The 13,041-nt window shown below is 39.7% G+C and carries 14 protein-coding genes and 1 pseudogene; 10 read left to right on the top strand and 5 right to left on the bottom strand.

What is annotated here, in order from left to right:
• Nucleotides 1–42: 42 nt before the first annotated feature.
• On the bottom strand, nt 43–318 hold the full coding sequence (locus O0550_RS14070; RefSeq protein ID WP_233882587.1) for a YesK family protein: 276 nt from the start codon (nt 316–318) through the stop codon (nt 43–45).
• 407 nt (nt 319–725) lie between these two features.
• Entirely contained in the window at nt 726–1,004 is a 279-nt protein-coding gene (locus O0550_RS14065) for a DUF5316 family protein (protein ID WP_022585532.1), read from the bottom strand.
• A 151-nt stretch (nt 1,005–1,155) separates the two neighbouring features.
• On the opposite strand from O0550_RS14065, the gene purU reads away from it, so the two are divergent.
• On the top strand, nt 1,156–2,055 hold the full coding sequence (gene purU, locus O0550_RS14060; RefSeq protein WP_003341052.1) for a formyltetrahydrofolate deformylase: 900 nt from the start codon (nt 1,156–1,158) through the stop codon (nt 2,053–2,055).
• On the opposite strand, the gene O0550_RS14055 is transcribed toward purU, so the two are convergent.
• From O0550_RS14055 to O0550_RS14045, 3 genes are all read right to left on the bottom strand, one after another.
• Entirely contained in the window at nt 2,028–2,732 is a 705-nt protein-coding gene (locus O0550_RS14055) for an alpha/beta hydrolase (protein WP_258426659.1), read from the bottom strand. The genes purU and O0550_RS14055 overlap by 28 nt on opposite strands.
• Before the next feature lie 172 nt (nt 2,733–2,904).
• A complete protein-coding gene (locus tag O0550_RS14050) occupies nt 2,905–3,561 on the bottom strand; it encodes a CoA transferase subunit B (RefSeq protein ID WP_068792579.1) in 657 nt (218 codons plus the stop codon).
• 95 nt (nt 3,562–3,656) lie between these two features.
• Nucleotides 3,657–4,352, bottom strand: coding sequence for a CoA transferase subunit A (locus O0550_RS14045; RefSeq protein WP_121472985.1), 696 nt, complete (start codon nt 4,350–4,352; stop codon nt 3,657–3,659).
• Nucleotides 4,353–4,557: 205 nt separating this feature from the next.
• Between O0550_RS14045 and O0550_RS14040 the strand changes: the two genes are divergently transcribed.
• The 9 genes and pseudogenes from O0550_RS14040 to O0550_RS14000 all read left to right on the top strand — a co-directional run bounded on the left by O0550_RS14040 (nt 4,558) and on the right by O0550_RS14000 (nt 12,980).
• Entirely contained in the window at nt 4,558–5,373 is an 816-nt protein-coding gene (locus O0550_RS14040; RefSeq protein ID WP_003334480.1) for a Cof-type HAD-IIB family hydrolase, read from the top strand.
• 427 nt (nt 5,374–5,800) lie between these two features.
• A complete protein-coding gene (locus O0550_RS14035) occupies nt 5,801–6,307 on the top strand; it encodes a VanZ family protein (RefSeq protein ID WP_003334481.1) in 507 nt (168 codons plus the stop codon).
• A gap of 120 nt (nt 6,308–6,427) precedes the next feature.
• Nucleotides 6,428–6,925 (top strand): annotated as a pseudogene (pduL, locus tag O0550_RS14030) (phosphate propanoyltransferase); the annotation flags it as partial.
• 150 nt (nt 6,926–7,075) lie between these two features.
• Entirely contained in the window at nt 7,076–8,167 is a 1,092-nt protein-coding gene (locus O0550_RS14025) for an acetate/propionate family kinase (RefSeq protein ID WP_233882867.1), read from the top strand.
• Between the two features lie 113 nt (nt 8,168–8,280).
• Complete coding sequence (locus tag O0550_RS14020; RefSeq protein ID WP_003334483.1) at nt 8,281–8,724, top strand: S1 RNA-binding domain-containing protein; 444 nt, start codon at nt 8,281–8,283, stop codon at nt 8,722–8,724.
• Between the two features lie 108 nt (nt 8,725–8,832).
• Nucleotides 8,833–9,663, top strand: a complete 831-nt coding sequence (locus O0550_RS14015; RefSeq protein WP_121472983.1) for an alpha/beta hydrolase family protein — start codon at nt 8,833–8,835, stop codon at nt 9,661–9,663.
• A gap of 335 nt (nt 9,664–9,998) precedes the next feature.
• Nucleotides 9,999–11,294: a radical SAM/SPASM domain-containing protein gene (locus O0550_RS14010; RefSeq protein WP_101669195.1), complete on the top strand. Its 1,296-nt coding sequence runs from the start codon at nt 9,999–10,001 to the stop codon at nt 11,292–11,294.
• Nucleotides 11,294–11,569, top strand: coding sequence for a PqqD family protein (locus tag O0550_RS14005; protein WP_003334486.1), 276 nt, complete (start codon nt 11,294–11,296; stop codon nt 11,567–11,569). The genes O0550_RS14010 and O0550_RS14005 overlap by 1 nt, the downstream gene beginning before the upstream one ends.
• Before the next feature lie 151 nt (nt 11,570–11,720).
• Entirely contained in the window at nt 11,721–12,980 is a 1,260-nt protein-coding gene (locus tag O0550_RS14000) for an MFS transporter (RefSeq protein ID WP_003341038.1), read from the top strand.
• Nucleotides 12,981–13,041 lie beyond the last annotated feature (61 nt).

Here is a 13,041-nt window from a genome sequence, read left to right as displayed (position 1 = left end):
GGTTTCCCGAAAATCGAAATGAAAGAGGGAAGCCTCTTCGTTTTATTTTTTATCTTGTTTAATCAGCACCATCATAGTGAGTACAATACAAGTCAGAAGGCTAGTGATGCCGATCGTAGCACCAATAAATGCAATTCCCAAGCCTTCAAGTCCACTTATATTGATGCTATATAGAACTGCTATACTGCTGACAATAAATACGACCGTTGAAGGGATATACATAAGAAACAAGGTTCCAGGTTTTTTGATGTACAGAAAGTAGGAAATGGAGAATAAGCCCAAAAAGGTAATGATAGCTATCATGATTATGCCTAACAAATAAACATCACCATCCTTGTGTTGTTGGCTTAGTTTATCCAATTTTTAAACAGGAAATTTAGTGATGAGTAATCACGTTACCGGCAACATGTGAGTTTTCTTATCAGTTGACCGCAACTTCCCTCGATTTTTAGCGTACTAGTATGGAGGGGGAAGAAAGATATGGAAAGTAGAGAATATATGGAGTTTATGGGGGCCTTAACTGCAATAGCGCTACCTGTCTCCTTAGGATTATTGCTTGCCTATTTTATTCGGAAACTGCCTGAATGGTTCAAGTGATGATGACATTCTTTTCGTACCGCATGATTTCTTCTATAGCTGGCATCATAAATGATAGATTCATCATAATTACTAACATAGAAAAGCAGGTATGGTCCTTTGCTATATGCGAAAAGACATGCCTGCTTTTACATTTCTACATATAAAAAAAGAGATAATAACATGTTGGGAAGGCCTACTAAAAAAAAATGTACGGCCCACATTTGCTGTTTTTTGTGTTTTTTATCATAAAAAAGAGAGCGTTCATGCATTCTGCTACTATCTAATAGAAAGGTAGAAATGAATGCGCTGATCCCCCAGAATAAGGCACCAAGGATAACAGCTACTTTAAGCATGAGCAGGTGGTCTTGAATGAGTAATGAGACGAGGAGTGAGACAAGTAAACCTAAACTTAATGATTTTAACATGAATCCCCTCTCCTTTCTCACTCATTTTTACGCTTGGCAGGCCGAAAAGGTTACAGGAAAAAATGCCATAAATCTGTTCTTTATTACGGTGATTGGATAACGAAGGGGAACGTGCTATACTTTGAAGAAAAAATTCGGGAGGAACCCTACGATGCAACCAATATCTGACAAAGAATGGAACCAATTTAAGCAAAAGCATGAAGATACAGCAATTATGCTAATTACGTGCCCTGATCGTCCCGGGATCGTCTCGACAGTTTCTCGATATCTATATGAACAAGGTGCTAATATCATTCAATCTGACCAATATACAACCGACCCAGAAGGTGGACGCTTTTTCATGCGGATTGAATTTAAGCAAAGCCGTCTACAAGAGTGCTGGGAGTCATTAAATCAGGGGTTTGCACCGATTGCCAAACAATTTGAGATGGAATGGAAGCTAGTAGAGGCATGCAAGCGTAAGCGTATGGCCATTTTTGTATCGAAAGAAGATCATTGCCTAGTAGAATTGCTGTGGCAGTACAGTGCAGGATACTTACATGCGGATATTGCGATGGTTATCAGTAATCACTTGGATACGAAAGATATTGTAGAAGCGATGGGGATTCCTTTCTATCATATTCCTGTGACAAAGGACACGAAACAAGAAGCTGAGCAAAAGCAAATCGAGCTCATCAAAGGCAAGGTAGATATGATTGTATTAGCTCGTTATATGCAGATTTTATCACCGACCTTCCTGCAAGATTTTCCATGCCAAATTATCAATATTCACCACTCCTTCTTACCAGCTTTCGTAGGAGCAAAGCCATATGAACGAGCGTATGAGCGTGGCGTTAAATTAATTGGTGCCACTGCGCATTACGTAACGGAAGAACTGGATGCGGGCCCGATTATTGAGCAGGGAGTAGAACGTGTGACTCACCGTGATGATGTAGATGATCTTAAGCGTTTGGGTAAACAAATAGAGCGGACCGTGTTGGCCCGCGCTGTTCATTGGCATTTAGAGGATCGAGTTTTGGTTCATCAAAATAAAACCGTAGTTTTCCCATAAAGATCGGGCAATTCTTGCTGTAGAACATGGTTGATATAGGAGATGACCTGCTGAGATTCAGGGCCATGTAAAATAATATGACCAGAGTTTGGGAAATATTGAACAGCGGTTTGCTTGCTCGTCACCTTTCGCTGTAGATACTCTGCGCTAACAGCTTGAACAGTATCATCCCTTTTCCCCTGAATAATGTAGTACGGGCATGTAACACGATGCATCATGAGCTTTGTTTCAGCTAAAAGCCTGCGGAACTGGAGCATGCTAGTAAGCGGAATACGGAACAGGCTAGCCAGATATTTGTTGCTGTAGTTACTGAAGTCTTCTTTTAAATTAGAAAGGGATTGGGGAATATCCCAATAGTAGTATGGTGTACACAGAGTAAACAAGAGTCGAACGGGGTAACGAGCGGCTAGATGGAAGGCAAGTAGGCCACCCATTGAAAAACCGATTATCACTGTGACATCTACGCGCATGCTAAGTCGTTGATAGGCATGCTCGGCTGAATGTATCCATTGCTGGCGAGTAGAATGCTTCAAATGATAACGATCGGTCCCATGACCTTCTAATGTAGGGCATTCAACAGTATAGCCTTGACTACGCAAAAATTGAACGAGAGGTAGCACATCATTCATTTTGCCTGCAAATCCATGTAAAACAAGAAAGCCAAGCGTGGTAGCCATTTGCAAGCTCCTTTCTAAATAAAAAAGGCGACCCAAGGGTTGCCTTTTTTTGCCTAGAATACAGGGATTCTTAGCTCTAACAAGCGCAACAGAGGAGATGCTTTTGCATATGTGCAAAGCCAAGCTTACGATGTCTTGTTAGGTTATGCGAAATGAAATGAAAGTAACCGTGTTAGACGGTAACGGTTTTTAACTCGTTTGCCACTTGGAAGGAAGCGGCGGTGCAGGCTTTAATATCATCTGCTGTGAAGCCATCCGCTACTTCGATTAAAGTAAGGCCTTCTGACGTTACGTCAAATACTGCACGATCAGTAATAATCCGGTTAACCACTTGTTTCCCGGTTAAAGGAAGCGTGCAGGCAGGAAGAATTTTGCTCTCTCCATGCTTATTTACATGCTCCATGATCACCACAATTTTTTTTGCACCGTGGACCAAATCCATGGCCCCGCCCATTCCTTTTACCATTTTTCCTGGAATCATCCAATTAGCTAAATCACCCTTCTCGGATACCTCCATCGCACCCAGAATGGCCAAATCAATATGACCTCCGCGGATCATGCCAAAGGACTCAGCAGAGGAGAAATAGGAAGCACCAGAAATGGCAGTAACGGTCTCTTTTCCAGCGTTGATCAAATCAGGGTCGATATCATCAGCATACGGATAAGGGCCGATGCCCAGTAATCCATTTTCTGATTGTAAAACTACGGTTTTACCCTCCGCAATATAGTTAGCCACCAGTGTAGGCATACCAATTCCCAAATTTACATAAAAACCATCCTCGATTTCCTGAGCGGCACGCATGGCCACTTGCTCGCGAGACAAGGTCATGGATAACTACCTCCTTATTTTAAACAGTGAGTAAGCGTTTGATTAAACATTATCAATGTTTGTGATTGTTCGATAATATTTTTAATAATGTTATATCAAGCTTTCTGAACAGTGCGCCGTTCGATACGTTTTTCAAAGGAAGGGGCTTTAATCAAGCGTTGTACGTATATGCTTGGAGTATGAATATGATCAGGGTCAAGTTCACCTGCCGCTACGATTTCTTCCACCTCAACAAGCGTGATTTTACCAGCCGCCGCCATCATTGGATTAAAGTTACGTGCGGTTTTATGATAAATGAGATTACCGAGCGTATCTGCCTTCCAAGCTTTGATTAATGCAAAATCACCGGTAATCGCAGTTTCCATTACGTATTCTTTATCATGAAATATACGAGTTTCACGCCCTTCGGCAATTGGTGTACCAACACCAGCCGGCGTATAAAAGGCAGGAATGCCAGCCCCACCAGCACGAATTCTTTCCGCTAACGTACCTTGTGGTGTCAATTCTACCTCCAGTTCGCCGGAGAGGAATTGCCGCTCAAATTCTTTGTTCTCCCCTACATAAGAGCTGACCATTTTCTTAATTTGCTTTTGCTGTAGCATGAGGCCAAGCCCCCAATCATCCACGCCGCAATTATTTGAAACCACGGTTAACCCCTTGACCCCTTTATCACGCAAGGCAATGATCAGATTTTCCGGAATACCGCAGAGACCAAACCCACCTACTAATAACGTAGCCCCATCATGAATATCCGCAACCATGTCGTTATATGATTCATAAATCTTTGCCACGATGCACCTCTCCCTCCTGTTTAAAAAAAGCTATCACAGTTTTGTACGATCTGGGATGTGTGTAAGCGTTTTATAAGATGAATTTTATCAGACTATTCAAAAAGATAAAAGGGTAGAACACAACTTTAGCGACCTATCATATCTTTTCTTTTTAAGGTAAGATTACTAAGGATAGATAGAGAGTTTTGAAACGGAGGAAACCTGCATGATAAAAATGTTTGTAAGCGATTTGGATGGCACTTTACTAACAGATGAGAAAAAAATTGATCCGGCCGATCGTGAGGCATTGCTGTTTTTAGCTCAAAAGGGAATCCAAATTTGTATTGCCAGCGGTCGTATTGATAGAGATATTAAATGGGTCATTGAGGAGCTAGGTCATCAATGCCATCGTGTGAGCCAAAATGGTGGTTTTGTTATTACGCGAGAAGAGCAGTTACTGCATGCTTGCGATTTTGATCCAGAGATGGCTCGGAAATTGTGTGAGACAGGGCAGGAATTCGATGCAATAAGCTTGGTGAGTGTGGGCGATGATGTGTACCTGACGAAAAAAACAGCGTACAAGGAAATAGAAGAGGCTCATAAGGAACAAATTAAAGAGGAGCCAAACCTTATTAATATGTTCAGCGATCAGCTAAAACCAACTAAATTAACATATATCGGGGAAATGGAGACATTAAAGCAATTACAGCAAAAGGTTCATGAGCTATACCCTGAACAATTTGATTCATTTGTATCCTTTAGCGATTGTCTAGATTTAATGCCTTTACATGTTAGTAAAGGAGATGGCGTAAGCCGATTGATGGACAACCTAGGTCTATCACCGGATGAAGTGGCTTGCATCGGGGATTCCTACAATGATCTGCCTATGTTTGAAGCAGTGACACACAGCTTTGCCATGGGACATGCTGATGAGCCTATTAAAGAAAAAGCGGCTCATACAGTAAAGAGCGTGCGCGAGGCAGCAGAGTGGGTCGCTTTGCAAAACGGCTGGCAGTTGACACCTTCATATTCATCTAAATAGCAGGAATATAAGACGCGGCTTCCACGTATCATGTGGGGCTGCTCTTTTATTTTTGTTTTTGCGGTAAAGCGAAACAGATGCTCGCGGTAGCCGATGATGAGCTGTCAAAGGGGTAACTTGCCAGTTATTTGGTAATTGGCGGAATAATAGAAGGAAAAGAAATTATGTAAATGATGGTAATTTAGATCGAAATGAAGGAAGGAAAGAAGAGGATATGGCAGAAATAGAAGATAGACGGGAAAAGTTATGTTCGGAAGATTTTCAACCCTTACCGCATACCAATAGATAACTAAATAACAGGTAACCATAGATTTGGCATAAACAGTAGACCAAAAAGGGCTGTCAACTCAATGGATAGCCCTTTTTCCATTGGCCAAGCTTTCAGGTATAATAGTGAAAATCAGTTTATTTCACAAAGAGGTGACCCATGAATCGTCGAAAGGGGCTGGTGTACGTATGTATTCTACTATTGGCACTAGCTGTTCAATTTGTATTTTCTTCTCAACCGTATGGACAACAGGATATACGCGGACAATTAAAAAAATATCTCGACCTACATGATGTTCAGGAGAAAGTTGGAAATATTTCATTTCAATATGTAAACAAGGAGGTAAGCTTTGAAAATAATGGTGTAGAAGGAGTTTTAGAATTTTTCATTCGTAAAGGAGGCCATTTCTTTGGTTTTATGTTCATTGGAATCATGCTGTTCCAAGCCATTCGCTATTTCTCTTCCCCTGCTTATTCATTGCCATGGAGCTTGTTTTTAAGCCTTTTTTTAGGGGTGCTAGATGAATGGCATCAGTCCTTTACACCCGATCGCTCTGCACTCGTTACGGATGTTGTGCTTGATTTTTCGGGAGCCTTCATTGGCATAATATTTTTATTTGTCTATACAATTTTCAGAAAAAAACAAAAAAGTTTAAAAATGTTGTAACAGAATACTCACAGGTGTTAACATTTTAACGTAGGGTTGATGATAAAATTTAGAAAATCAACCATCATAAAGAGAGATAACACCACTATAGAATTAGGAAAAAGAAGGGAAGTCTGTTAAATGAAAGTACCTGTTGGTATTTCAAACCGTCATATTCACTTATCACAACAAGATCTGGATCAATTATTTGGACCTGGCTATGAACTTAAGAAGCTAAAAGATCTAAAACAAGTTGGTCAGTACGCAGCAGAAGAAACGGTTAACATTGTTGGACCAAAAGGTAGAATTAATAAAGTGCGTGTATTAGGACCGGTACGTAAAGCGACCCAACTAGAAGTATCCCGTACGGACAGCTTTGTCTTGGGTGTAGAGCCTCCAGTACGTGATTCTGGAGACATTAAGGGCAGCCCTGGTATCACTCTCGAAGGTCCTCATGGAACTGTTACCATTGATGAAGGTGTTATCATTGCATTCCGTCACATTCACTTCTCTGAAGAAGAAGCAAAAGAATTTGGCGTAAAAGACAAACAATTTGTTTCCGTTGAAGTTCCAGGAACTCGTTCCATTGTGTTTGAAAATGTATTGTGCCGTGTGCATAAGGATTTCCGTTTGGAATTGCACATTGATACGGACGAAGCCAATGCTGCTGGTCTTAAAAACAACATGGAATTAGAAGTTATTGTACCAGTTGATAATCGTGACACCTATTCTAAGTTTAAAGCACAGGAGAAAAAGCTAAGTCTTGTTCTTAACTGCGGTAGTTCCTCTGTGAAATATCAATTGTTCGAATTGCCTTCCCGTAAAGTAATCGATAAAGGCATTGTAGAAGAAGTAAAACGCGATGCTTATGAACAAGCTATTAATGCTATCTTTGATAAATACAAGCAATACGATATCTCTATGGTATCTCATCGTGTCGTTCACGGTGGAGAGGATTTCAAGGAATCCGTGATTATTACGGACGACGTAAAACAAAAAATTGATGCATTGTCTCGATTTGCACCTCTTCATAACCCTATCAATCTACTAGGAATTGAATTGGCGCAAAAAATTCGTCCAGATGCGCTGCACGTAGCCGTATTTGATACAGCTTTCCATCAAACAATGCCTCCAGTATCATATTTGTACCCATTACCATATGAGTACTACGAGAAATACGGCATTCGTAAATACGGCTTCCACGGAACGTCTCACCGTTATGTTGTTCAACGTGCTGAGCAATTAATGGGTACTCCAAAAGAAAAATTACGTCTAATTAGTTGTCATATTGGTAGCGGTGCAAGCATCACGGCTGTTCGCTATGGCCAATCCATTGATACATCTATGGGTATGACTCCACTAGCGGGTGTAATGATGGGTACTCGTAGCGGTAACATTGATCCAGGTATCTTGCCATACATCGCTGAAATCGAAAAAACAGATACAGCGGGTGCAATGGAGATTTTGAACAAAGAAAGCGGTGTGCTAGGTTTATCTGGCATCTCCAGCGACTTGCGAGACATTGAAAAAGCAACAGCAGAAGGTAATGAGCGTGCTAAATTAGCACTTGAATTATTCGCTCAACGCCTACATGACTTCATTGGTTTGTACTTGGCTCGCCTAAACGGCATCGACGGTATCATCTTTACAGCAGGTGTGGGCGAAAACAGTGAATTAGTTCGTCAATTGGTATGTAACGGACTAGAATACGCTGGTGTTATTCTTGATAAAGAAGCAAATCGCAACAACAAAGGAGAGGGCTTCATCAACAGTCCTTACTCTCCAGTGAAGATTATGGTAATCCCAACTAATGAAGAATTAGTGATGGCTACCGATGCTTACCAGCTTTTCCTAAATAAAACAGATATGGTACAAGTATAAAAGTGAAGAATGGGCTTTTCATTAAATCGTTTTGTCTGCTATACTTAGGAAATGAGCCTGTATGAAGTGAGGTTCTCGACACTTGGTGAAAAGATAAAAGGAGTGCAAAATGGATGGCAGTAGAAGTTGGAAGCATCATTGAAGGAAAAGTGACGGCAATTAAACCTTTTGGTATGTTTGTTGCTGTGGATGAAACGCAACAAGGACTAGTTCACATTTCCCAAGTTGCAAATGGTTTTGTAAAGGATATTAATGATCACTTTTCCGTTGGAGCTGCTGTGAAGGTTAAAGTACTCTCCATCGATGATGCGGGTAAGATCTCCCTTTCCGTTCGCGCAGCTTTACCAGCACCAGAACGCGAAGCTCGCGACGAACAAAAAGATCGTGGTGGAGAACGTGGCGGCTATCGTGGTGGGGGTAATCGTGGTGGAGACCGTAGCTTCAGTAAGCGTGACACTCCTAAGGACTCGTTTGAGGACAAAATGAAAAAATGGTTGAAGCACAGCGAAGAAAATATAGCTACCATCAATAAAAAACAGAATAAGCGCGGATACTAATCGTAGCGATGTTATAAACAGAAAAGAGGAACTATCATAGTTCCTCTTTTCTTTTTCATGTTTTAGCATAAAATCTGGATAAATATAGAGAACAGGTGGTAATAAAGCATGTGGAGAGAACTTTTGCAGGGTGTTACTGAGATCATTCAAATTACGGAAGAAGAACGAGCTATTCCGCAGGTGGCATTGTTCACAGTAACCTATCGTAGCGAAATACACCTAGTAAAAGCACTTTTAGCTATTCCAGATCAGAAATTACAATCTCAGCCTAAAGCAGAAGGTCTTTTGCCAGCCCTTTTATACTGCCGAGGCGGCTATAAAAAAGTCGGAAGAGTTCAGCCAATGCGAATCTCTCAAATGGCAGCTTTCGGCTATGTTATTATTGCTCCTCACTATCGGGGAAATGAGGGCGCCCCTGGTAAAGACGAATTTGGCGGAGCAGAGCTAGAGGATGTGCATCAAGCTTATGGTTTACTTGCTAACATGCCTTTTGTAGATCGCAGCCGGATACATCTGTATGGCTTCTCCAGAGGGGCAATGATGGCACTGCGCGCTAGCATGATACCTAACCGTTTTGCGTCCGTAGTTGTTTGGAGCGGTGTAAGTGATATGCATCTTACGTATGCAGAACGGGAGGATTTGCGGCCCTTGCTGAAAAAAATGATGGGTGACCCAGATTCTGCTCCCGAAGCGTATGAGAGCCGCTCACCAGTGAGGGAGGTAGAAAAAATCACCTGTCCCGTGTTAATCATTCATGGCAAAATCGATCAGAATGTTGGGGTAGAGCATGCGAATCGTTTGGCGAAAGCTCTTGTCCTGCATCATAAACCACATGAGTTGTGGTTGGTAGAGGATGAGTCCCACTTATTTACTTCGGAGCAGATTGGAGAATATACGAAAGCTATGTTTCGTTGGTTAGAAAGCATTTCTATTAAATAGATAATAGGATAAGTAAAGCCAGTTACATTAACATATCAATGTTTAACTGGCTTTTTTAGTAAAAGTAAATTATTTTAATTATTGACAATATATTGAATTAAAAGTAAATTTAAGTAAAGTTATATTATGCCATTTATAGAAGGGAGGTGAGAGTATGAAAAATTATACAACACCAAAAGTGAAAGTAGTAAACCCTGGCGTAATTGATGTAGTTGATTCTTGTCAATGTGGTGCAAAAAATGGAGCAGGAGCGTAAGACACATAGGCAATATTAGTAATGGCACTACTTGTAAAAATAGTGCCATTACTATTTCTATTAGGAAAGGAATGATACGATGTTAGTAACCGATGATGTATTAACTTTTCCAAGATTAGCTGTCTATCGAGAAAAGGAAGATTATATTATTCATAATTACTTGGTGAGTAGTTGGATTGTGTTGAATCAGCAAGAATATGAAATAGCGCATGAAATGATTTACAACAAAAAGTCACCGCAGGGTTTAATTGATGAACAGTACGATGCAAGTTTGGTAAAAAGGGTCATTGGTTTGATTAGACTGTATAAGATTGATAGCTTTAAGGTAGATACTGAGAACAAGCAAAGTATGCATAAACCTGTACCTAAATCTGTTTATTTTGTTACAACATACAAATGTAATTTAAATTGTGTCTATTGTTATGCAGAAAGTAGCCCCAGCAGATCTATGGATAATGATATTTCTACCGAAGAGGCTAAAAGAGTCATTACAGAAGTAAAGGAATTAGGGACAAAAACGATTGTTTTTACAGGGGGAGAGGCATTTTTACGAAAAGATCTCGTAGAATTAATGGAATATTCCGATTCCTTAGGATTACATGTCCATATGATTTCAAATGGTTCTTTTATTTCTAACAAAGAGATAGCTAACAAAATTGCCGAGATTACGAAATTAGTAACGATAAGCCTTGATTCCATGATCGAGGACGAGCATGACAAAAATAGGGGAAAAGGATCGTGGCAGAAGGCGAAAAAGGCCATTGATTTATTGCTAGAAGCTGGTTGTAAGTTAAAAATTAACCAGACAATCACGAAAAATAATATGGATGCTGTGGAGGACGTAATCGATTATACAAATAAAAATAACATCAGGCTCATTATAGCTCCTGTAGCTTCATTAGGAAGAGGCAAGACTCACGAACACGAATTAAATTATGTGCAACGTATAAAAATCGAAAACACAATCATCAACAAACAACCTAATTTTGATGCTGTTAACCAGTTTTACATTAAAAATCATTGTGGTCACGCGTACAGTGAGTTTTCGGTTGATAGCAAAGGCGATGTATTTCCCTGTAAAATCATGCATAATCCCCAGTTTTTAGGTGGAAATGTAAAAGACAAATCGTTAGAAGAAATTTATTACGAATCTCCAGTCTTTACTGCATCACGAAACAGAATCACGGATAACTTACCGATTTGTGGAAAATGTACATTTAAACATATGTGTGGAGGTGGATGCAGAGCTATCCAATGGAGCGATACAGACAGTATAGATGGCACAAACACGGAAGAATGCAAAATTATAAAAAGCAACTTGAAAAAACATATGTGGAATTATTTTAGAAAATCAAAAGAGGAGGTTCCTTCCTAATGATGTCTCCCTATCAAGTAAACAAAGATATCTTTTATGATCAAAATGCAGAGGGTATATTTGTCCTTACACCTGAAGGACAAACGATATTGTTTGAGGATGAAGTAGCCTGTACACTGTGGACACATATTTGTACGAAAGAAACAATTACGCTTGAAGAGATGCTAAAAGAGATATCGGGAAAATTTAATGTTAATACAGAAAATACGATGATTACAAATGATATACAAATGTTTTTAGATGAATTAGTTAGGCATAGGTTACTTACTACCTAGGTAATGTGTCTATTTGCTATCATGACAACGAAAATGATGGATATCAACGCCAAACAATTTGGGGCATGACCATCTAAGATAATAAGTAAGTACATGCAATCATGCCCTGTAGCATCTAAAAATATTTGTACGTTAAGAAGGAGATTTTGGTTTGGATATCATAAGAATATTCAAAAATAAAAACTATACATATCTTTTTCTGGCGAATGTAACCTCCTCTATGGGCAATAAAATTGGTCTCATCGCATTCACATTATATATTCTTACAAGATTTTCTTCACAGCCTATCTTTGCTACCATTACAGAATTAATGTACTCTCTCCCCATGCTTGTCATTTTCTTGTTCATTGGTGCTGTGGCAGATCGTTTTGACCGCAAAAAGATTGCTTCCTGGGCGGATTTTATTTGTGCTTTTCTTTCTCTAGGATTACTTTTTTCTATTGCCATTGATTCCATCGTCCTTTCCTTTTTCATCATATTTGTGAGGAGTGCAGTCTCTAATTTTTTTGGTCCTGCACAAAGAGCTATCATGCAAGGCATTTTAACCGAAAAGGAATATCCAGTAGCTACCGGTTTAAATCAAATGGTAAACAGTATTCTTATATTAGTAGGCAGTTCCATTAGTATCTTTCTTTATTGGCACATTGGTATAGAGGGAGCAATCTTGGTAGATGCCATATCATATCTGGTATCTGGATTGCTAATCCAATTATGCAATATCAAAGTAGAAATCAGATTGCCAAATGGTGAGAAATCGTGGAAAGATGTATCAATCGTAGCCTTGATATCAGATTTCAGCAAAGGTGTTCGATATATTTGGAATAATAAACTAGTATTAGCCATATCAAGTGCTTTTTTTCTATTTGGAATTATAAATGCCGGTTATGCACTCATTCCTACTTACGCATTAAAGTATAAACTTGCTCCAGAGTCATATGAGACAGTATTGCTATGGATGGGGATTGTGTCAGGGATAGGTTCTTTGTTTGGAAGTGTAGTCGGGTCCTATTTAGCAACTAAAATGAAACTATATCACATAGCAGTTCTTTCCCTTATAATTATGGGAAGCTCGGTTGTTTTCTCAGGTCTTACGAACAACGTCTCCATTTTTATTCTCCTTGATTTTTTCATTTCTCTGGCTTTTCCCTTATTAAATATAGGTTTTGGCGGTTGGTTGCCAAGCCTCGTTGACCCCAAAATAATTGGAAGAGTATACGGGTGCCTTACGCCTATGATGATGCTGTCACATTCTGTTACGTTGGGGATTATCGCAGTTACGTTCCCTGTCTATATAAGTGTAAGCTTCTTATTCTTCATACACGGCACATGTATGCTTCTAGCGGCCATTTTTTACTACTATATCTTTCAAAAGAATTTTGCAAATAAGCGAGTTGTTGAGCAACAGATGTAAAAGCGAATAATGGAAACAATTCGTTTGAAAAATCGCTTTTTCCCCCTATGCCCATTCGTTA

The organism is Brevibacillus halotolerans, from assembly GCF_026891775.1.
Lineage (GTDB): Bacteria > Bacillota > Bacilli > Brevibacillales > Brevibacillaceae > Brevibacillus_B > Brevibacillus_B halotolerans.
This window is presented reverse-complemented; position numbering and strand designations above follow the sequence as displayed.